Source organism: Serratia sp. X10 (assembly GCF_017811775.1).
Taxonomy (GTDB): Bacteria; Pseudomonadota; Gammaproteobacteria; order Enterobacterales; family Enterobacteriaceae; genus Serratia; species Serratia ureilytica.
Map to the genome: position 1 here is coordinate 58081 of NZ_JAEIOH010000007.1, position 20127 is coordinate 78207.

General features: G+C 59.3%; 24 protein-coding genes. 9 read left to right on the top strand and 15 right to left on the bottom strand.

What is annotated here, in order from left to right:
- The first annotated feature begins 5 nt into the window (after positions 1–5).
- Positions 6–1220: a lactonase family protein gene (locus J9788_RS19985; protein ID WP_182265463.1), complete on the top strand. Its 1215-nt coding sequence runs from the start codon at positions 6–8 to the stop codon at positions 1218–1220.
- Positions 1221–1271: 51 nt separating this feature from the next.
- On the top strand, positions 1272–3188 hold the full coding sequence (locus J9788_RS19990; RefSeq protein WP_033644486.1) for a transcription antiterminator: 1917 nt from the start codon (positions 1272–1274) through the stop codon (positions 3186–3188).
- A 4-nt stretch (positions 3189–3192) separates the two neighbouring features.
- Here J9788_RS19990 and J9788_RS19995 read toward each other — a convergent pair whose 3' ends face one another.
- The 13 genes from J9788_RS19995 to J9788_RS20055 form a co-directional block, all read right to left on the bottom strand.
- Positions 3193–3615 (bottom strand): type II toxin-antitoxin system HigA family antitoxin, encoded by a 423-nt coding sequence (locus J9788_RS19995; RefSeq protein WP_182265462.1) that lies wholly within the window; start codon positions 3613–3615, stop codon positions 3193–3195.
- The gene (locus J9788_RS20000) at positions 3612–3923 is read right to left on the bottom strand and encodes a type II toxin-antitoxin system HigB family toxin (RefSeq protein ID WP_046897240.1); all 312 of its coding nucleotides are present in this window, start codon (positions 3921–3923) and stop codon (positions 3612–3614) included. The genes J9788_RS19995 and J9788_RS20000 overlap by 4 nt, the downstream gene beginning before the upstream one ends.
- A 294-nt stretch (positions 3924–4217) precedes the next feature.
- Positions 4218–4490: a PTS phosphocarrier protein NPr gene (gene npr / locus J9788_RS20005; RefSeq protein WP_004937034.1), complete on the bottom strand. Its 273-nt coding sequence runs from the start codon at positions 4488–4490 to the stop codon at positions 4218–4220.
- The gene (gene rapZ / locus J9788_RS20010; protein ID WP_015379177.1) at positions 4487–5341 is read right to left on the bottom strand and encodes an RNase adapter RapZ; all 855 of its coding nucleotides are present in this window, start codon (positions 5339–5341) and stop codon (positions 4487–4489) included. The genes npr and rapZ overlap by 4 nt, the downstream gene beginning before the upstream one ends.
- A 127-nt stretch (positions 5342–5468) precedes the next feature.
- On the bottom strand, positions 5469–5930 hold the full coding sequence (gene ptsN / locus J9788_RS20015) for a PTS IIA-like nitrogen regulatory protein PtsN (protein WP_016930212.1): 462 nt from the start codon (positions 5928–5930) through the stop codon (positions 5469–5471).
- A gap of 155 nt (positions 5931–6085) precedes the next feature.
- Positions 6086–6373: a ribosome hibernation promoting factor gene (gene hpf / locus J9788_RS20020; RefSeq protein WP_004937038.1), complete on the bottom strand. Its 288-nt coding sequence runs from the start codon at positions 6371–6373 to the stop codon at positions 6086–6088.
- A 23-nt stretch (positions 6374–6396) separates the two neighbouring features.
- Positions 6397–7830: an RNA polymerase factor sigma-54 gene (rpoN, locus tag J9788_RS20025; RefSeq protein ID WP_004937039.1), complete on the bottom strand. Its 1434-nt coding sequence runs from the start codon at positions 7828–7830 to the stop codon at positions 6397–6399.
- A gap of 52 nt (positions 7831–7882) precedes the next feature.
- On the bottom strand, positions 7883–8608 hold the full coding sequence (gene lptB, locus J9788_RS20030; protein WP_004937040.1) for an LPS export ABC transporter ATP-binding protein: 726 nt from the start codon (positions 8606–8608) through the stop codon (positions 7883–7885).
- A 6-nt stretch (positions 8609–8614) separates the two neighbouring features.
- A complete protein-coding gene (lptA, locus tag J9788_RS20035; protein WP_025160121.1) occupies positions 8615–9154 on the bottom strand; it encodes a lipopolysaccharide ABC transporter substrate-binding protein LptA in 540 nt (179 codons plus the stop codon).
- On the bottom strand, positions 9123–9701 hold the full coding sequence (gene lptC / locus J9788_RS20040; protein WP_033644491.1) for an LPS export ABC transporter periplasmic protein LptC: 579 nt from the start codon (positions 9699–9701) through the stop codon (positions 9123–9125). Before lptC ends, lptA begins: the two co-directional genes overlap by 32 nt.
- A complete protein-coding gene (gene kdsC, locus J9788_RS20045; RefSeq protein ID WP_182265461.1) occupies positions 9698–10252 on the bottom strand; it encodes a 3-deoxy-manno-octulosonate-8-phosphatase KdsC in 555 nt (184 codons plus the stop codon). Before kdsC ends, lptC begins: the two co-directional genes overlap by 4 nt.
- Before the next feature lie 17 nt (positions 10253–10269).
- Positions 10270–11256, bottom strand: coding sequence for an arabinose-5-phosphate isomerase KdsD (gene kdsD / locus J9788_RS20050; RefSeq protein WP_046897241.1), 987 nt, complete (start codon positions 11254–11256; stop codon positions 10270–10272).
- 16 nt (positions 11257–11272) lie between these two features.
- Positions 11273–12250 carry a calcium/sodium antiporter gene (locus J9788_RS20055; RefSeq protein WP_033644493.1) on the bottom strand — a complete coding sequence of 326 codons (978 nt, stop codon included), beginning with the start codon at positions 12248–12250 and terminating at the stop codon, positions 11273–11275.
- A 302-nt stretch (positions 12251–12552) separates the two neighbouring features.
- Here J9788_RS20055 and mlaF point away from each other — a divergent pair, with 302 nt between their 5' ends.
- From mlaF to murA, 7 genes are all read left to right on the top strand, one after another.
- Positions 12553–13368, top strand: coding sequence for a phospholipid ABC transporter ATP-binding protein MlaF (mlaF, locus tag J9788_RS20060; protein ID WP_033644494.1), 816 nt, complete (start codon positions 12553–12555; stop codon positions 13366–13368).
- A 4-nt stretch (positions 13369–13372) separates the two neighbouring features.
- Positions 13373–14155: a lipid asymmetry maintenance ABC transporter permease subunit MlaE gene (mlaE, locus tag J9788_RS20065; protein WP_033644495.1), complete on the top strand. Its 783-nt coding sequence runs from the start codon at positions 13373–13375 to the stop codon at positions 14153–14155.
- 4 nt (positions 14156–14159) lie between these two features.
- Positions 14160–14708 (top strand): outer membrane lipid asymmetry maintenance protein MlaD, encoded by a 549-nt coding sequence (gene mlaD / locus J9788_RS20070; protein WP_046897243.1) that lies wholly within the window; start codon positions 14160–14162, stop codon positions 14706–14708.
- 14 nt (positions 14709–14722) lie between these two features.
- Complete coding sequence (gene mlaC / locus J9788_RS20075) at positions 14723–15352, top strand: phospholipid-binding protein MlaC (protein WP_033644498.1); 630 nt, start codon at positions 14723–14725, stop codon at positions 15350–15352.
- Complete coding sequence (gene mlaB, locus J9788_RS20080; RefSeq protein ID WP_033644499.1) at positions 15352–15654, top strand: lipid asymmetry maintenance protein MlaB; 303 nt, start codon at positions 15352–15354, stop codon at positions 15652–15654. Before mlaC ends, mlaB begins: the two co-directional genes overlap by 1 nt.
- Before the next feature lie 140 nt (positions 15655–15794).
- Positions 15795–16049: a BolA family iron metabolism protein IbaG gene (gene ibaG / locus J9788_RS20085; protein ID WP_025304370.1), complete on the top strand. Its 255-nt coding sequence runs from the start codon at positions 15795–15797 to the stop codon at positions 16047–16049.
- 55 nt (positions 16050–16104) lie between these two features.
- Positions 16105–17364, top strand: a complete 1260-nt coding sequence (murA, locus tag J9788_RS20090; protein ID WP_019453131.1) for a UDP-N-acetylglucosamine 1-carboxyvinyltransferase — start codon at positions 16105–16107, stop codon at positions 17362–17364.
- 71 nt (positions 17365–17435) lie between these two features.
- Here the strand turns inward: murA and degS are convergent, their stop codons facing one another.
- The gene (degS, locus tag J9788_RS20095; protein WP_042785432.1) at positions 17436–18494 is read right to left on the bottom strand and encodes an outer membrane-stress sensor serine endopeptidase DegS; all 1059 of its coding nucleotides are present in this window, start codon (positions 18492–18494) and stop codon (positions 17436–17438) included.
- Between the two features lie 88 nt (positions 18495–18582).
- The gene (degQ, locus tag J9788_RS20100; protein ID WP_025304368.1) at positions 18583–19953 is read right to left on the bottom strand and encodes a serine endoprotease DegQ; all 1371 of its coding nucleotides are present in this window, start codon (positions 19951–19953) and stop codon (positions 18583–18585) included.
- Positions 19954–20127 lie beyond the last annotated feature (174 nt).

The following is a 20127-nucleotide window of genomic DNA, read 5'->3' on the forward strand; positions in this document are numbered from 1 at the left end:
TTACTATGCGAAACTGGCAGGTTCCAACCCGACGCGCCGCGTTGTTTCTGGCGCTGCTGGCCGTGACCGGCCCGGCGCTGCATGCTGAGGATGCAATGAACTCCACGTCATCTCATTTTGCCTATATCGGCACCTACAATCCCAACGGCGAAGGCGTTTACCGAGTGCGGGTCGATCCGGCCAGCGGCGCGTTGAGCCACGCCACGCTGGTCAGCAACGTGCCGAATCCGGCGCAGCTGACGTTGGGCGCCGATGGCAAGACGCTGTATGTCGCCAGCGAAGTGGCCGATTTCAACGGCGGCAAGCACGGCGGCATCACCGCTTACCGGATCAATCCGGCCGATGGCGCACTGACGCAGCTCAACCAGGTGGATTCGCAGGGGGCGGGGCCGGTGTATCTCACCTCGACGCCGGACGGGCGGCATCTGCTGGTGGCGAACTACGTCAGCGGCAGCGTGGCGGTCTTCCCGATTGAAGCGGACGGCAGCCTGGGCGCCGCCAGCTCGGTGCAGCAGCAACAGGGCCCGGCGGGCGCGGCTAAACCGGCGGCCGCGGTGAACGGCAGCTTCGCCGTCAGCGATCACAACGGCCCGCATGCTCATATGATCGCCAGCGATCCGAGCGGCAAGTTCGTGTTCTCCACCGATCTGGGGTTGGATCGCATCTACCAATGGCGCTTTGACGCGGCGAGCGGCCGGCTGACGCCGAACGATCCGCCGTGGATCGCCGCCTCTTCCGCCGGTGCGGGGCCGCGTCATTTTGTGTTCCATCCGGACGGCGACACCGTGCTGCTGGTGAACGAAGAGGCCTCGACGTTGACCAGCTACCGTTTTGATCGCCAAAAAGGTACTCTGAAACAACTGCATGCGGTTTCCGCGTTGCCCGCCGACTATCAGGGCACCAGCTTCGCTTCGGGGCTGGCGCTCAGCAAGAACGGCGACACGCTGTACGTCGCCAACCGGCTGCATAACAGCATTGCCCAGTTCAGCGTAGGCGCCGGCGGCGAGTTGAAACCGGTGGCGGAAACCTGGACCCGCGGCGATTACCCGCGTTCGCTGGCGCTGAGCCTGGATGGCCGCTATCTGTATGCGTTGAACCAGCGCAGCGATAACGTCACCCGCTTTAGCGTCAACCCGACGGACGGCAAGCTCAGCTTTGTGGGCGGCTATCTGCCGATCGGCAGCCCCTCGCAAATGGCGTTTCTGCCGCCGGCGAAGTAACCCGCGGCCCGCCCGGTTCGCCGGTTGGGCCGCCTGATTGACGGACACAGAATGGTGCGATTTCCTTACCCGCGTTTGGCTTACTTGTTCGATGCTTTGCAAACCGAGACTTTGCCGCAGGATGAGCTGGCGAAGCGTTTCGCCGTGTCCACCCGCACGGTGCGGGCGGATATCACCGCGCTGAACGAGATCCTGGACAAATACGGCGCGCGCTTCGTGCATAGCCGCGGGGCCGGCTATCGCCTGCAGGTCGATAACGCCGCGCTGTTCAGCGCCCTGCAGCATCAGGAGCGCCGCAAACACGCCACCCCGCGCAGCGCGCAGGAGCGGGTGCATTATCTGCTGGTGCGTTTTTTGACCTCAGCCTTCTCCCTCAAACTGGAAGATCTGGCTGACGAGTGGTTCGTCAGCCGCGGCACGCTGCAAAACGACATGGCTGAGGTGAGAGAGCGTCTGGCGCACTATCAATTGACGATCGAAACCAAGCCGCGTTACGGCATGAAGCTGTTCGGCGCGGAGATGGCGATCCGCGCCTGCCTGACCGACCTGCTGTTCCAGCTGCAGCTGGCCGATGCCGAGAACCCGCTGCTCAACAACGAGATCCTGCTGCAGCCGCAGGTGGCGGCGTTCGCCGGCTTGCTGCACCCGCTGCTGTCGCAATACGCCATTCGCCTGACCGACGAGGGCGAGCAGTACCTGATTTTCTACTGCGCGGTGGCGCTGCGGCGCATCAACGATGGCTATCCGCTGTCGGACTTCGAGGTGGAGGACGGCGACGAGGCGGTGCGCCAAGTGTCGACCCGCCTGGCGGCGGAGCTGCGTGCGGCCTCCGGCAAAGAGATCTCGATGGCCGAAGAGGCCTATCTGCGGGTCAATATCGCCGCGCGGCGCGTGCAGGACGTGCAGCCGACCGAAATCAACGCCGACGATGAAGAAGCGCTGGTGGACTACATCCTGTCCTACATCAACGCACACTATAACTACAACCTGCAGGGCGACGAGCAGTTGCGGGCCGATCTGCTTACCCATATCAAGACCATGATTACGCGGGTGAAATACCAGATCAACATCCCCAATCCGCTGTTGGCCAACATCAAGCAGCACTATCCGATGGCTTACGACGTGACGCTGGCGGCGGTCTCCAGCTGGGGCAAGTACACGCCTTATACGCTGAGCGAGAACGAAATCGGTTATCTGGTGCTGCACATCGGCGTGGGGCTGGAGCGGCATTACAACATCGGTTATGAACGCCACCCGCAGGTGATGCTGGTGTGCGACACCGGCAACTCGACGGTGCGCATGATCCAGGCGCAGATTGCGCGCAAGTACCCGCAGCTGGTGATGACGCGCATCGTCTCGCTGCGCGATTACGAGATGCTCGCGCACATCGACGAAGACTTCGTGATTTCTAACGCCCGCATCGGCGAGAAGAACAAGCCGGTGGTGGTGATGTCGCCGTTCCCGACCGATTATCAGCTGGAGCAACTGGGCAAACTGGTGCTGGTGGATCGCACCAGGCCGTACATGCTGGAGAAGTTCTTCGACGCCGAGCATTTCATGGTTCTCAACGAGCCGCTGACGCAGGCGGAACTGTTCAGCCGGGTGTGCGGCCAGCTGGAGCGGGAAGGGTACGTCGGCGCGGACTTTTATCCGTCGGTGGTCGAACGCGAGGCGATCGTCTCCACACTGCTGGGCGAAGGCATCGCGCTGCCGCACTCGCTGGGGCTGCTGGCGAAAAAGACCGTGGTGGTGACGCTACTGGCGCCGCAGGGCGTCGCCTGGGGCGAGGGCGAAGTCGCGCACGTGATTTTCCTGCTGGCGATCAGCAAGAGTGACTATGAAGAGGCGATGGCGATCTACGAGCTGTTCGTCACCTTCGTGCGTGAACGCTCAATGAGCCGCCTGCTGGGCAGCGACAGCTTCGACAGCTTCAAAGCGGTGGCGCTGGACTGCCTGAGCCGGAGTTGAGGGGCTAATCCGCTTCCGGCAGGAACAGGGCTGGGGGCAGATTGAAGCGTTTGGCCAGCGCCATAATGTGCGGAATGGTCAGCGATCTTTTGCCGTTCAGGATTTGGTTAACCAACGACTTTTTGCCGATCTCCTGTTCAAAATCACTTTGGCTGAGTTGGTGCTGTTCCATCAATACGCGAAGCGCGGCCACCCCTTGCGGGAGTTGGGCGATACGCTGGTTGAATGCGGTAAATTCGGCGCTGTTGTCTTCATATTCGGCGATTTTTTTTGCCAACATGTCAATCAGCGGATGGCGTTCATCGTTTTCCAGCAGATATTCCACCAATTCGAGCGCTTCTCGGTAGTCTTGCTGAGCGTGGCTGCCCTGCAATAAGGGTACGGCGCGCAGTAGCGCATCGGCCGCCTTAATGGCATCTGTAATCATGACGAACTCCTTCGATAGTGCTGCATCAGCTTGTCGTATTCGGCGTGGCTAACGATATGCTTTATGAAGACTTTCTGTGTCTCGAAGCTGGCAAAGAACAAGATCCGCAGGTGGTTGCCGCCGACGTCAATGACCCACCATTTCTCTTTGTGCTTCATACGATCGAGCGAAGGAAAAAGCGCTTTTAACTCGTCCGGCGTGCGGAACTCGCCCCGTCGCAACGCTTTATAAATGGCCTCGAGAGCAGTGGCTTCATTGGGATATTGCTTCGTTGCGTTATTGAACGGTTCCCTGGAAATGATATGCATCGTTCCTTCGATTCCTACCCGGTGAACATTATAGCGACTGCCGGTGAAGTTCACAAATTGTAAACTTTCTGTTGTCCCGCAAGCAAAGCGTGGGGAAACATCCGCCTGTTGTCTGTTTTTGCGTTACACACTATTGCGATTAACGTGGTGGGGGTAAATCCATGACGTGAATTTACAGGCGGTTACGGCTGATTCTGGAAGCGGATTCGCAAAATGAGAAACGGGAGGGCTACGTTATGGGAGGGGCGGAGGCAACACATGCGCCGAGGCGACGCATGGGAAGAGTCTCAGCGACTAATCTTCATCAAACCCGGAGTTGAACAGCTCGACCACCGCCGCCAGCGCGTTGACTTCATCGGGGCCGGTCGCTTCGACTTCGATGTGCCGACCCTGGGCGGAGTCCAGCATCAGCAGCGCGATGACGCTGCTGGCTTCGGCTTCGGTGCCGCTTTCGTTGCGCAGCATCACTTCGGCGTCGAAGCTTTGCACCAGTTCGAACAGTTTCATCGCCGGGCGCGCGTGCATGCCCAGCTTGTTTTTGATTTCAACCGTCTGTTTGACCGTCATTGTTTGCGCTTTTCCAGCGTGCGGTGGCGCGATTGCACGTTCTTGCCGCGCGAGCGGAAGTAATCGGCCAGCTGTTCCGCCACGTACACCGAACGGTGTTTGCCGCCGGTACAGCCGATGGCGACCGTCAGGTAGCTGCGGTTGTTGGTTTCCAGCATCGGCAGCCACTGTTCCAGATAGCTGCGGGTCTGGTAAATGAAGTTATGCACTTCGGTATGGCGATCGAGGAACGACGCGACCGGCTTGTCCAGACCGGTCATCGGCCGCAGCTTCGGATCCCAGTGCGGGTTAGGCAGGAAGCGCACGTCGAACACGTAGTCGGCGTCGATCGGAATGCCGTGCTTGAAGCCGAAGGATTCGAACACCATAGTCAGTTCGCGCTCGCGCTTGCCGAGCAGGCGGGTGCGCAGCATTTCGGCCAGTTCGTGCACCGACATTTCCGAGGTGTCGATAATCAGGTCAGCCCGCGAGCGCAGCGGTTCGAGCAGATCGCTCTCTTCGTCGATCGCGCTTTCCAGCGACAGGTTTTTGCTGGAGAGCGGGTGCAGGCGGCGGGTGTCGCTGTAACGGCGGATCAGCGTGTTGCGATCGGCGTCGAGGAACAGCAGCTGCGGCGAGAAGCTGTCCGGCAGCTGAGTCATCGCGTATTCGAACACTTCCGGCGATTCCGGCATGTTGCGCACGTCGATGCTGACCGCCGCGGAGATATTGCGTTCCGCCAGCGTATTGGCGAGCTGCGGCAGCAGAACCACCGGCAGGTTGTCAACGCAGTAAAAACCCATGTCTTCCAGCGCCCGCAAGGCGACGGATTTTCCGGAACCGGAACGGCCGCTGACAATCATCAGCACCATGTGGCAACTCCCCTGGCATCGCGGCGGCGTTCATCGCCACCGTTAAACTTTGTTATTCCGGCCGCAGCCGGATCCATCATCGTAAAACAGTATCGTTATCCGGGCTGGAAGTCACGCCGGCCGGGCATCACTCGGTGATGATTTGGTAAAGTTCTTCGTCGCTCTGCGCGGCGCGCAGGCGGCGGCATACGGTTTTGTCTGCCAGGCGTTTGGCGACCAGCGACAGCGTATGCAAATGGGTTTTGCACTGATCGGCAGGCACCAGCAGCGCAAACAGCAGATCGACCGGCTGATTGTCGATAGCGTCGAAAGCGATGGGTTGGTCGAGACGGATAAACACGCCAACGGCCCGCAGTGTGTCCTCTTCCAGTTTGCCGTGGGGAATGGCGATACCGTTGCCGATACCGGTGCTGCCCATGCGCTCCCGGGTGAGAACCGCGTCAAACACCACCTGCGAAGGCAGATTGAGCTGTTTGGCGGCCAGTTCGCTGATAATTTCCAAAGCCCGCTTCTTGCTGGTGCAGTGTACCGAGCTTTTGGTGCACTCGATGTTTAACACCGAGCTTAATTGCATATATTCGTTGTTCATCTCATCTTCACTTAAAACCGCGCCGCCGGGCGAACCCGGCAAGGCGGTTTTTCGTCGGTTTTGACCCTGATTACCGTTCGGCGCGTCACCCATGCGGGTCACGCGCCGAAGGGAGAGGCGGCGACGGATGCCGCCTCACGGAATGGGTCAGGGTGTCAGTGTTGCTTCAATTTGTCTTTATGTTTGTTCAATTGACGTGCCAATTTGTCGATCAGCGTATCAATTGCGGCATACATATTCTCGTCTTCCGAGGTGGCGTGCAACTCGCCTCCATTCACGTGCACCGTTGCTTCCGCAATTTGCTGCACTTTTTCCACACTTAATACAACATACACCTGATTGATGCGATCAAAATACTGTTCGAGTTTGGCGAACTTGTTGTTCACGAACTCGCGCAACGGATCGGTGATTTCGATGTGGTGTCCGGTAATGTTGAGCTGCATAGTGTCTTCCTTCTCAATAGAGGTCAAACCAACTGTTTGCGCTGGTTCGACGGCGGGATGGACAAAGACTCTCGGTACTTGGCGACGGTGCGCCGGGCCACGATGATCCCCTGATCGGCGAGCAGGGTGGCCAGCTTGCTATCGCTGAGTGGTTTGGCGGGGTTTTCCGCCGCAATCAATTTCTTCACCAACGCGCGGATCGCCGTCGAGGAGGCTTCGCCGCCGCTGTCGGTATTCACGTGGCTGGAGAAGAAATATTTCAATTCGAAAATGCCGCGCGGGCTGTGCAGAAACTTCTGCGTGGTGACGCGCGAGATCGTCGATTCATGCATCTCCACGGCCTGGGCGATATCCGCCAGCACCATGGGTTTCATAAACTCTTCGCCTTGCTCGAAGAACGCCTGCTGCTGATCGACGATGCAGCGGGTGACCTTCAGCAACGTCTCGTTGCGGCTCTCCAGGCTTTTAATCAGCCACTTGGCTTCCTGCAGGTTGCTGCGGATGAACTGGCCGTCGGCTTCGCTGCGGGCGCTGTTGCCCAGCGCGGCGTACTGCTGATTGATCTTCAAACGCGGCACGCTGTCGCCGTTGAGCTCGACCGTCCATTTGTTCTGCGTCTTGCGCACCAGCACGTCCGGAATGACGTATTCCGATTCGCCGGTATTGATCGACTGCCCCGGGCGCGGATCGAGCGACTGAATCAGCAGCATCGCTTCTTTCAGTGTATCTTCTTTTAGCCGGGTTGATCGCATCAGGCTGCGAAAGTCGTGGTTGGCCAACAGATCCAGATGCTCGCTGATGATCAGCCGCGCTTCGGCCAGATAAGGCGTATCTTTGGCGTATTGGGAGAGCTGCACCAGCAGGCAATCGCGCAGATCGCGCGCGGCGACGCCGATCGGATCAAAACGCTGCACGCGCTTCAGCACCGCCTCGACTTCCTCGAGGGTCACGTTCTCGTCGCCCAGGCTTTCCAGAATGTCTTCCAGCGGGACGGTGAGATAGCCGGTGTCATCCACCGCGTCGACGATGGAAGTGGCGATGGCGGCGTCGGTATCAGAAAACGGCGTCAGATCCACCTGCCACATCAGATAATCCTGCAGCGTTTGGGTGGTCTCGCCCTGATAGACCGGCAGCTCGTCGTCGCTGTAGTCGGTGCCGGTGCCGGACGGCGTGCCCGCGGTATAGATTTCATCCCAGGTGGCGTCCAGCGGCAGCTCTTCCGGCATGTCTTTCTGCTCCAAGGCTTCGCGGGTATCGAGCCCCTCGGTCTCCTGGGTTTCTTTGGCGTCGATTTCGTCGTGCAGATCGGTCTGTTCAAGCAGCGGATTGCTCTCCAGCGCCAGCTGGATCTCTTGCTGAAGCTCAAGCGTGGACAACTGCAGCAGGCGGATCGCCTGCTGGAGCTGAGGTGTCATGGCCAGCTGTTGGCTGAGCCTGAGTTGCAAACCTTGCTTCATAATTTTCTGTCTACTTCCGTTAACGGTGTCGTCCTGCAGGACGCGCCGGCGCTTAGAGGCGGAACTCTTCGCCCAGATAAACGCGTTTAACCTGCTCGTCGGCCAGAATAGCATCCGGCGTGCCGTGGGCAATCAGTTTGCCCTGGCTGACGATGTAGGCGCGTTCACACACGTCCAGCGTCTCGCGCACGTTGTGGTCGGTGATCAGCACGCCCAGGCCGCTGTCACGCAGGTGCTCGATGATTTTCTTGATATCGATAACGGAAATCGGATCCACCCCGGCGAAGGGTTCGTCCAGCAGAATGAATTTCGGGTTGGCCGCCAGCGCGCGGGCGATTTCGACGCGGCGGCGTTCACCGCCGGACAGCGCCTGGCCGAGGCTGTCGCGCAGATGGGAGATATGGAACTCTTCCATCAGCTCTTTGGCGCGGTCTTCGCGCTGTTCGCTGGTGAGATCGGGACGGATCTCCAACACCGCCATCAGGTTGTCGTACACGCTCAGTCGGCGGAAGATCGACGCTTCCTGCGGCAGGTAACCGATGCCGCGGCGCGCACGGGCGTGCAGCGGCAACAGGCTGATGTCTTCCTCGTCGATCACGATGCGCCCGGCGTCGCGCGGCACGATGCCGACCACCATGTAGAAGGTGGTGGTTTTACCGGCGCCGTTCGGGCCGAGCAGGCCGACGATCTCGCCGGATTTCACTTTCAGGCTGACGTCTTCGACAACTTTACGGCCCTTGTAGGCTTTCGCCAGGTTTTCTGCGATGAGTGTTGCCATAAGTGATTAGTTACTCTTTTTTTGCCCGTTTTTGTCTTGCAACTGCGACGGTACCAGAACCGTTGTCACGCGCTTGCCTTTGTCGCTAAACGCCTGCATTTGCTGCTGTTGCACCAGATAGGTGATGCGATCGCCTTTCACGTTGCTGTCGAGCTGCTCCAGATAGGCGTTGCCCGTCAGGGTCACCAGCTGGGTCGCCACGTCGTAACGCACTTTCTGCGCGTGGCCTTTGACCGGCTTGCCGCTGTCCTGCATCTGGTAGAAGGTTACCGGGTTGCCGAACGCTTCAATATAGGTCTTATTCTGATCTCCGCCCGGACGGGTGACCACCACCTTGTCGGCGCGGATATCGATGGTGCCCTGTTTGATCACCACGTTGTCAGTAAAGGTGCTGACGTTGCTTTGCATGTCCAACGACTGCTTGAGCGAGTCGATGCTGACCGGCTGGCTGGAGTCGGATTTCAGCGCCAGTGCAGGGGCGCTGGCGGCCAAAACTAAGCTGCCGATCAACAGATTACGGAGTTGGTTTTTGGTTCTGGATTTCATAGTTGGTCTTAACCTTATCAATCAGCTCAGCGGTTTTGGTCCGCAGGTTCCCACGCATTTTCATGCCGTTAGAGGTAAAATTGGTCCCGTAAAGCGTGACTTCGTCATCGGAGGTGACGTCCTGGGTGACCAGGTTTACCTGAGCGTTGTCCGTCTTAATTTTTTCCAGCTGCGAGGTGGTGGTCAGGCTGTTTACCTCGACGTGGCCATACAGATACAGCATCCGGTCTTTCGTCAGTTTGGCGCGATCGGCGCGAACTGACCAGGTGGCCACAGCATTCTCGTCGAACAGCGTCATCACCGGCTGGGTGAACCAGCTCAGCTCGCCGGCGGTGTAATACTTCGCGTCTTCCGCCACCAGCTTATAATTCAGTTTACCGGCCGGATTGTACACCACGGTGACCGTGTGCTGGCTCTGGTAGGTCGGATCCTGATCGTTAGCCGGACCAGGAGCCGTATCGTCGCTGAAGTCCGTCATGTTCCAGCCGATCAGCGCCAGAACGATCACCGTCAACAGGATGGTGATCCAAAGTTTGGTTTTACTCATATCGACAGCCCTTTGGCGTCCTCCAGCTTATTTTGAGCCAAAAGAATGATGTCGCACAGTTCGCGCACCGCGCCGCGGCCGCCGGCAATGCGGGTGACGTAGTGGGCACGCGGCGTCAGCAGCGGATGGGCGTCCGCGACCGCGACCGCCAGGCCCACCTGCGCCATCACCGGCCAGTCGATCAGGTCATCGCCGATATAGGCGACCTGATCCGCTGTTAACGACAGTTTATCCAACAGTTCGCGGAAGGCCAAAAGCTTATCGGATTGCCCCTGATACAGATGGGTGATGCCGAGCGTTTGCGCGCGGTCTTTCAGCAGCTTGGCGGAGCGACCGGTAATGATCGCCACCTCGATGTCGGAGGTTTTCAGACAGCGGATGCCGTAACCGTCGCGCACGTTGAACGCCTTCAATTCTTCACCGTTGTTGCCCATGAAGATCAGGCCGTCCGACAGTACGCCGTCAACATCGCAAATCAACAGGCGGATGTTCCCGGCACGCGCCATAACCTCTTGTTCTACCGGCCCGTAGCAGGTTTCTACCATACCCATTCCGTTCTATTCCTTAATTAAACGACGCCGGCGCGCAGCATGTCATGCATATGTACCACACCCAGCAACTGGTCGCCATCGGCAACCAGCAGCGCGGTGATGTGACGTTGCTGCATCAGATTCAGCGCATCGACCGCCAAGAGATTGGGACGTACCCGCACGCCGCCCGGCGTCATGACATCGGCGATCTTGGCTTCGTGCAGGTTGATGCCCATGTCGAACACCCGGCGCAGGTCGCCATCGGTAAAGATGCCGGCGATTTTCATCAGATCGTCGCAGATCACCGTCAGACCCAGATTTTTGCGGGTGATTTCCAGCAGCGCGTCGCGCAATGAGGCGTCGGCGCTGACGTGGGGCATTTCGTCGCCGCTGTGCATGATATCGCTAACTCGCAGCAGCAACTTGCGGCCAAGTGCGCCGCCCGGATGCGACAGCGCGAAATCTTCCGGCGTGAAACCGCGCGCCTTCAGCAGCGCGACGGCCAGCGCATCGCCCATCACCAGCGTGGCGGTGGTGCTGGTGGTCGGCGCCAGCCCCAGCGGGCAGGCCTCCTGCGGCACCTTGATGCACAGGTGGATGTCCGCCGCCTTGCCCATCGAACTTTCCGGATTGTTGGTCATGCAGATGAGGGTGATCCGCTGCCGTTTCAACACCGGGATCAGCGCCAGGATCTCGCTGGACTCACCGGAGTTGGAGATGGCGAGCACGATATCCTGCGCAGTGACCATGCCCAAATCGCCATGGCTGGCTTCCGCCGGGTGAACGAAGAATGAGGGGGTGCCGGTGCTGGCGAAGGTCGCGGCGATCTTGCAGCCGATATGGCCGGATTTGCCCATGCCCATCACCACCACTTTGCCGCCGCAGGCGGCGATCGTTTCGCAGGCGCGGGTGAAGTCTGCGTTGATGTAGCTGTCGAGCTGAGCCAGCCCGTCACGCTCTATCTGAAGCACTTCTTTGCCGGCCTGTTGAAAATCGAAGCCCGGTTGCAACTCAATGTTCGACATACTCATTCCCGTCGGTTTAGCCGAAAGTACTGAAAGGGTTAAAGAACAGCACCGCAAGATACGCAATAAAGCCGCATAATAACAGCGCGCCGGCCAGGTGGCCGATGCGGTGTTTGCGGCCGATGCACAGCACGCTTAGCAGCACGCTGGCCGCCAGCATCACCCAGTAATCGCGCTGGAAGGCGGCGGCGTCCACGCTGCCCGGCGACAGCAGGGCGGGGACGCCCAGCACGATCACCGTGTTGAAAATATTGGAGCCGATGATATTGCCAATCGCCATATCATCTTCGCCCTTTAATGCGCCGGCGATGGACGTGGCCAGCTCGGGCAGGCTGGTGCCGATGGCGATAATGGTCAAGCCGACCACCAGTTCGCTCAGGCCGAAATAGTGCGCGATCACCGTCGCGTTATCGACCACCATTCTGGAAGAGAGCGGCAGAATGATAAACGCCAGCACCAGCCACAGCACCGCCACGGTATTGCTGCTGTCCTGCGGCAGTTCGGCGATCTGCTCCATGGTCAGGCTGTCGCTGCCCTCGCGCTGCGCCAGCCGGGCGATTTTCAGCATCAGCAGGATGAAACCGGCGGCGGCGGTCAGCAGAAGCACGCCGTCCAGCCTGCTCAGGGTGCCGTCCATCAATACGAAACCGCACAATACTGTGACCGCTAACATCAGCGGCAGTTCGCGCCGCAGTATTTCCGATCGTGCAGCCAGCGGGTGAATCAGCGCCGCTACGCCCAGGATCAATAAAATGTTGGTGATGTTGGAACCTAATACGTTGCCAACGGCCATATCTATCTGCCCGTTCAGCGCGGCGGTGGTGGACACGATCAGCTCCGGCAGTGAAGTGCCGATGCCGACGATGGTCATGCCGATGATCAACGGCGGCACGCCAAGCGAACGGGAAATCACGGCAGCACCATAAACTAAGCGGTCTGCACCATACACCAGTAGAAATAAACCAACGATTAATAATGCTATTGCGAGAAACATGCAGGGTCCTTTGTCGGGTATTATCCCGGTTCGTTGGTTAAAGCCGTCAATGCGGCGGTATTGCTTGCCCTCCGGTGCGTGCGCTTGAGCGCAGCAACGGTTTTTCCCGGCTAATTGTTGAACACTTTCGTTTTTTTTCGTTATGGCGCCAATTTTGACCGGGTGGCGCGGAAAAGTAAAACCAATGGCATCATTGGTTGCGAAATGGCAGTAAGTTTTTGTAAAGATGAGACGGATTGCGCCCATTGCTTTAACATCACGGGTAGATTCAGCAAAAGATGAGTCGTAAAGGGTCCATTAACATGCTCCAAAAGGCAGATAATTTGGTCGAAGTGCGCGACATGAGCTTCTCGCGCGGCGACCGGCGGATATTTGAAGACATCAACCTGACGGTGCCTCGCGGTAAGATCACGGCGATCATGGGGCCGTCGGGCATCGGCAAAACCACGCTGCTGCGTCTGATCGGCGGTCAGCTGACGCCGGACCGCGGGGAGATTTGGTTTGACGGCGACAACATTCCCGCGTTGTCCCGTCGTCAGTTGTACGACGCGCGCAAAAAGATGAGCATGCTGTTCCAGTCGGGCGCGCTGTTCACCGATTTGACCGTATTCGAAAACGTGGCCTACCCGTTGCGTGAGCACAGCAACCTGCCTGAGCCCCTGCTGCGCAGCACGGTGCTGATGAAGCTGGAAGCGGTCGGGTTACGCGGTGCGGCGCAGCTGATGCCCAATGAACTCTCCGGCGGCATGGCGCGCCGGGCGGCGTTGGCGCGCGCGATCGCGCTGGACCCGGAAATGATCATGTTCGATGAGCCCTTCGTCGGCCAGGATCCGATCACCATGGGGGTGCTGGTCAAGCTGATCGACGAGTTGAACCATGCGCTGGGCATTACCTGCATCGTGGTGTCGCACGACGTGCCGGAGGTGCTGAGCATCGCCGACTACGCCTATATCGTGGCCGATCACCGGGTGATTGCCGAAGGCACCACGCAGCAATTGCAGAACAATCCTGATGCGCGCGTGCGCCAGTTCCTGGATGGTATAGCGGATGGACCGGTGCCGTTCCGCTATCCGGCCGGGGATTATCAGACTGAACTGCTAGGCTTAGGGAGTAAATAAGCTCATGTTATTAAGAGCGTTAGCGTCTCTGGGGCGCAGTGGCATCAACACCAGCGCCAGCTTCGGCCGCGCCGGGTTGATGCTGTTCAACGCATTGATTGGCCGGCCGGAACCCGGCAAGCAGTGGCCGCTGTTGTTAAAACAGCTTTACAGCGTCGGCGTGCAGTCGCTGCTGATCATCATGGTTTCCGGGCTGTTTATCGGCATGGTGCTGGGCCTGCAGGGGTATATCGTGCTTACCACCTACAGCGCTGAAGCCAGCCTCGGCATGATGGTGGCGCTGTCGCTGCTGCGCGAGCTGGGGCCGGTGGTGACGGCGCTGCTGTTCGCCGGCCGCGCCGGTTCCGCGCTCACGGCGGAAATCGGCCTGATGAAGGCGACGGAACAGATCTCCAGCCTGGAAATGATGGCGGTCGATCCGCTGCGGCGCATCGTGGCGCCGCGTTTCTGGGCGGGGATGATTAGCATGCCGTTGTTGACCATCATCTTCGTGGCGATCGGCATTTGGGGCGGCTCGGTGGTCGGCGTGGATTGGAAGGGCATCGACAGCGGCTTCTTCTGGTCGGCGATGCAGGGCGCCGTAGAGTGGAAAAAAGATCTGCTCAACTGCTTGATCAAGAGCGTGGTGTTCGCCATTACCGTAACCTGGATTGCCATTTTCAACGGGTATGACGCCGTGCCTACCTCTGAAGGGATTAGCCGGGCGACGACGCGTACCGTGGTGCATTCGTCACTGGCGGTGTTGGGATTGGATTTCGTGCTGACCGCACTGATGTTTGGGAATTGATTCGATGCAAACGAAGAAGAGTGAAATCTGGGTTGGGGCATTCATGCTGATCGCGCTGTGCGCCATCGTGTTTATCTGCCTGCAGGTGGCGAACCTTAAATCGATCGGCAGCGAGCCGACCTACCGCGTTTACGCGACGTTCGACAATATCGGCGGCCTGAAACCGCGTTCGCCGGTGAAGATCGGCGGCGTGGTAATCGGCCGCGTGGCCGACATCGAACTCGATCCGAAAACCTACACGCCGCGCGTGGCGCTCGATATCCAGAAAAAGTACAACGAAATCCCGGATACCAGCTCGCTGGCGATCCGCACCTCCGGCCTGCTGGGCGAGCAATATCTGGCGCTTAACGTGGGCTTCGAAGATCCTGATATGGGCACCACCATTCTGAAAGACGGCGGCACCATTCAGGACACTAAATCAGCCATGGTTCTGGAAGATCTGATCGGCCAGTTCCTGTATAAAAGCGGCGGTCAGGACAGCGCCAAACCGGGAGACGCGGCCGCTGAGCCGGCTGCCGGCGCTGCACCGCAACCCGCTGTTCCAAATCATTAAGAGAGGATACCTGCATGTTTAAACGTTTACTGATGGTGGCTCTGCTGGTGGTTGCGCCGCTGGCGAGCGCAGCCGACCAAACCAATCCTTACAGCATGATGCAAGACGCGGCGCAGAAGACCTTCAGCCGTTTGAAGAACGAACAGCCGAAGATCAAGCAGGACCCGAACTACCTGCGCTCCATCGTGCATCAGGAACTGATGCCGTTCGTGCAGGTGAAATACGCTGGCGCGCTGGTGCTGGGCCGTTACTACAAAGATGCGACGCCTGCGCAGCGCGAAGCTTACTTCACCGCTTTCCAGGCTTACCTGGAGCAGGCTTACGGCCAGGCGCTGGCGATGTACCACGGCCAGACTTACCAGATCGCGCCTGAACAGCCGCTGGGCAACGCCGACATTGTGGCCATTCGCGTCACCATCATCGACAACGGCGGCCGCCCGCCGGTGCGTCTGGATTTCCAATGGCGCAAGAACAGCAAAACCGGCTATTGGCAGGCGTATGACATGATCGCCGAAGGCGTCAGCATGATCACCACCAAGCAAAACGAGTGGGCGTCTACGCTGCGTACTCAGGGCATCGACGGCCTGACCAAACAGCTGCAGGCCGCCGCCGCGCAGCCCATCTCGCTGGACAAGAAAAACTGATGTCGGCAGCGCTCAGCTTCGAATCAGAGCAGCAGACGCTGATCCTGCGCGGTGAACTGGACCGTGAAACGCTGCTGCCGTTGTGGCGGCAGCGAGACGCGCTGATGGCGGATAAAACCGCGATCGACGTGGCGCAACTGCAGCGCGTGGACTCCTCCGGGCTGGCGCTGTTGCTGCATCTGCAGGAAGAGCAGCGCCAACGTGGCGTCGCGCTAAAAATTTTCGGCGTCACCGAGCGTCTGAAAACGCTGATCGCGCTCTACAACCTGCAGGCGATAATGCCTGTCGATACCGCCGGTTAGCGGCGTTTTACACCGCCTTTGCGTGGTTAAACGATACAAAGCCCCTGTTATGCAGGGGCTTTTTCTTTAGTTTAAGAAAACATCGTATTCCACTAAGATACTAGGCTGTTTATGATCCTTTAGCGGCAGAACTGGATACTATGGAAACCAACGAGATTAAAGACGTGCTGATGCAGGCATTGGCACTGGATGAAGCGCACGTGACGGGCGACGGCAGCCATTTTCAAGCGATCGTGGTCGGCGAACTGTTCGCCGGCATGAGCCGCGTCAAAAAACAGCAGACGGTTTACGCACCGCTGATGGAATACATTGCGGACAACCGCATTCATGCCTTGTCTATCAAGGCGTACACCCCTGAAGAGTGGCAGCGAGACCGCAAACTCAACGGATTTTAAGGCTGTTTGCCCTGCCGGGCGGGCAGCTTCAGATTAGATAACAGAGAGTAGTCAGATGGATAAATTTCGTGTGCAGGGTCGGACCCGCCTGAGCGGTGAAGTGTCTATTTCCGGGGCCAAAAACGCCGCCCTGCCGATCCTGTTCGCCGCCCTGTTGGCGGAAGAGCCGGTCGAGCTGCAGAATGTCCCCAAGCTGAAGGACATCGACACCACCATTAAACTGCTCAGCCAGTTGGGCACCAAGATTGAGCGCAACGGTTCGGTCTTCGTGGACGCCAGTGGCGTGAACGAGTTTTGCGCGCCTTACGATCTGGTGAAAACCATGCGCGCTTCCATCTGGGCGCTGGGGCCGCTGGTGGCTCGTTTCGGCCGCGGTCAGGTTTCCCTGCCGGGCGGCTGCGCGATCGGCGCGCGTCCGGTCGATCTGCACATCACCGGCCTGGAGCAGTTGGGGGCCGAGATCAAGCTGGAAGAAGGTTACGTCAAGGCGTCCGTCGATGGCCGTCTGAAAGGCGCGCACATCGTGATGGACAAGGTGAGCGTGGGCGCAACCGTGACCATCATGAGCGCCGCGACCCTGGCGACCGGCACGACCGTTATCGAGAACGCCGCGCGTGAGCCGGAAATTGTCGATACCGCCAACTTCCTCAATACGCTGGGCGCGAAGATCAGCGGCGCAGGCAGCGACAAGATCACCATCGAGGGCGTCGAGCGTCTGGGCGGCGGCGTGTATCGCGTGCTGCCTGACCGTATCGAGACCGGTACCTTCCTGATCGCCGCCGCGGTTTCCGGCGGCAAAGTGATGTGCCGCAACACCCGTCCGGATACGCTGGATGCGGTGCTGGCCAAGCTGCGTGAAGCCGGTGCCGATATCGAAGTGGGCGAAGACTGGATCAGTCTGGACATGCACGGCAAGCGCCCGAAAGCGGTCACCGTGCGCACCGCGCCGCACCCGGGCTTCCCGACCGACATGCAGGCCCAGTTCAGCCTGTTGAACCTGGTGGCGGAAGGCACCGGCGTTATCACCGAGACCATCTTCGAAAACCGCTTCATGCACGTGCCGGAATTGATCCGCATGGGGGCGCACGCGGAAATCGAGAGCAACACCGTGATCTGCCATGGCGTTGAACAGCTGTCCGGCGCTCAGGTGATGGCGACCGATCTGCGCGCTTCCGCCAGCCTGGTGATCGCCGGCTGCATCGCCGACGGCGTGACCGTCGTCGATCGCATCTACCATATCGATCGCGGCTATGAGCGTATTGAAGACAAGCTGCGCGCGCTGGGTGCGAACATCGAGCGTGTGAAAGGCGAGTAAGGCATTAGCGCCGGCGCGGCTGCGTCGGCAGGATGAAAATCAAAGGGCCGGCTATCAATGCCGGCCCTTTTTTAATTGCTGTCTTCCGGGAATTCACCCACCGTCATTTTCAACGTAATGCGCTTGCCGTCACGCAGCACGATAACCGGTATCTCGGTGCCCGGTCTGATCTCCGCCACCTGATCCATGGTCTCCAGCACGGACACCGCCGGTTTGTTATCCACGTTGATGATGATGTCGTTGATCTGGAAGCCGGCGTTGCTCGCCGGGCCGTTCGGCGTAATCTCGGTCACGATGATGCCTTGAAGGCGATCGATGCCGGAATTGGACGAGCGCAGCGGAATGATCTCTTTGCCCTGAATGCCGAAATAGCCGCGGATGACGCGGCCGTCGCGGATCAGCTTGTCCATGATTTTGGTGGCCAGTTCGATCGGAATGGCGAAGCCGAGGCCCTCCGGCGTTTCGCCGTCGGTAATTTTGTCATAGGTCAGGGTGTTGATGCCGATCAGCTCGCCCAGCGAGTTGACCAGCGCGCCGCCGGAGTTGCCGCGGTTGATGGAGGCGTCGGTCTGCAGGAACGTCTGTCGGCCGGTGGTGCTCATACTGATGCGGCCGGTGGCGCTGAGGATGCCCTGTGTGACAGTCTGCCCCAGGTTATAGGGGTTGCCGATCGCCAGCACGACGTCGCCGACGTGGGCAACGCGATTTTTATTGGTCGGGATCACCGGCAAATTGCCGGGATCGATCTTCAGCACCGCCAAATCGGTCAGGCCGTCCGAGCCGACCAACAGCGCTTCGTAGCGGCGGCCATCCTGCAACACCACGGTGATCTGCTGAGCGTCTTTGATCACGTGGCGGTTGGTGATGATATAGCCGCGTTCATTCATGATCACGCCGGAACCGAGCGACAGCACGTTGGCGGCGCCGTTCAGGTTGCGGTTGTAAATGTTCACCACGGCGGGCGCGGCGCGGCGCACCGCTTTGTTGTAGCTCACTGGCGTTTCGTCGCTGGTGCTCTCAGGTTTGTCTGCAAACAGGCCGTTGGAAGAACGCAGCATGGGCAGTGCGGCCAACAGCAGGCCGGCAACGATGAGACCGATAACGACGGAACGCAAGAGCTTAGCAAACATGGAGTTTTCGTGGTGTGGTGAACGATGTTCGGAGGATAGCATGAGTTAACCGGGCGCAGTATGTCACCGAGCCCGGTTTTTGCACAAATTAACGCAGCAGCAGATAAATGGTTTCGTTGCCGCGCACGATATTGAGCGCCATCACCGGTGGCTTGGCCTCCAGCACTTTACGCAGCGTGGTGATGTTGTCCACGCGCTGACGGTTGACGCCGATGATCACGTCGCCTTTCTGCAGGCCGATCTGCGCCGCCGTTGACCCTTTATCCACGTTCTCCACCTTCACGCCCTTGTCGCCGCTCGGCAACGCGCCATTGCTGAGGGAAACCCCCTGCAGTGCCGGCGACAGCGTTTCGGCGTTGGTCGAGGCGCTCTCGCTGTTGTCCAGCGTGACCGAGACTTCCTGCGGTTTGCCATCGCGCAGCAGGCCCACCTTGAGGGTTTTGCCCGGCGCGGTGGTGCCGACTTTGGCGCGCAGTTCGGCAAAGCTGCTCACCGGTTTACCGTCGACGGAGACCAGGATATCCCCGGCCTTGATGCCCGCCTTGGCGGCGGCGGATTTCGGCAGCACTTCGCTGACGAAGGCGCCGCGCTGCGCGTCGGTGTTGAAGGCTTTGGCCATATCCGGGGTCATTTCGCTGCCTTTGATGCCCAGCAGGCCGCGTTTCACTTCGCCGAATTCAATCAGCTGCTGGCTCAGGTTCTGCGCCATATTGCTCGGAATGGCGAAGCCGATGCCGACGTTGCCGCCGCTCGGCGCCAGAATGGCGGTATTGATGCCGATCAGCTCGCCGTTCAGGTTAACCAGCGCGCCGCCAGAGTTGCCGCGGTTGATGGAGGCGTCGGTCTGAATGAAGTTTTCCAGTCCTTCCAGATTCAGGCCGGAGCGGCCCAGCGCCGAGATAATGCCGGAAGTGGCGGTTTGGCCCAGGCCAAACGGGTTGCCGACCGCGACGGCAAAGTCGCCGACGCGCAGCTGATCGGAGTCGGCCATCTTGATGGCGGTCAGGTTTTTGGTGTCGCTGAGCTGCAGCAGGGCGATGTCGGATTGCTCATCGCGGCCGACCAGCTTGGCGTCCAGCTCGCGACCGTCGTTCAACTGCACGCGGATTTTATCGGCGTTGTTGATGACGTGGTTGTTGGTCAGCACGTAGCCTTTGGCAGCGTCGATGATCACGCCGGAGCCCAGCCCTTCAAACGGGCGGGAGCTTTGCTGCTGGCCGGGGAAGTTAGGGCCGAAGAAGCGTCTGAACTCTTCCGGCAGTTGTTGACGCTGCACCTGAGTGCCGGCGACATGCACGCTCACTACGGCGGGCAAGACTTTTTCCAGCATCGGCGCCAGGCTCGGCAGCGGCTGCCCCTGAACGGCGACGGGCAGGGCCGCGTTGGCCACCGGTACGGAGCTGAGCGTCAGGCCGAGGCTCATTGCCAATGCACTAAGAATTAACGACTTTTTCTTCATTGATTATAACTCTCTCAATACCTGCCGATGAAAATTTGATGATAAGGCAATCGCCTTGTCATAGTGAAGGGTAAGACCGTGAATTTGCGTGCAAAGTTCAGTAAAGGTAATGCGAGGGAAGGTCAAGACGGTAAACGGAGGAAGCCCGCGGGTGGCCCCGCGGGCGAAGGGGGG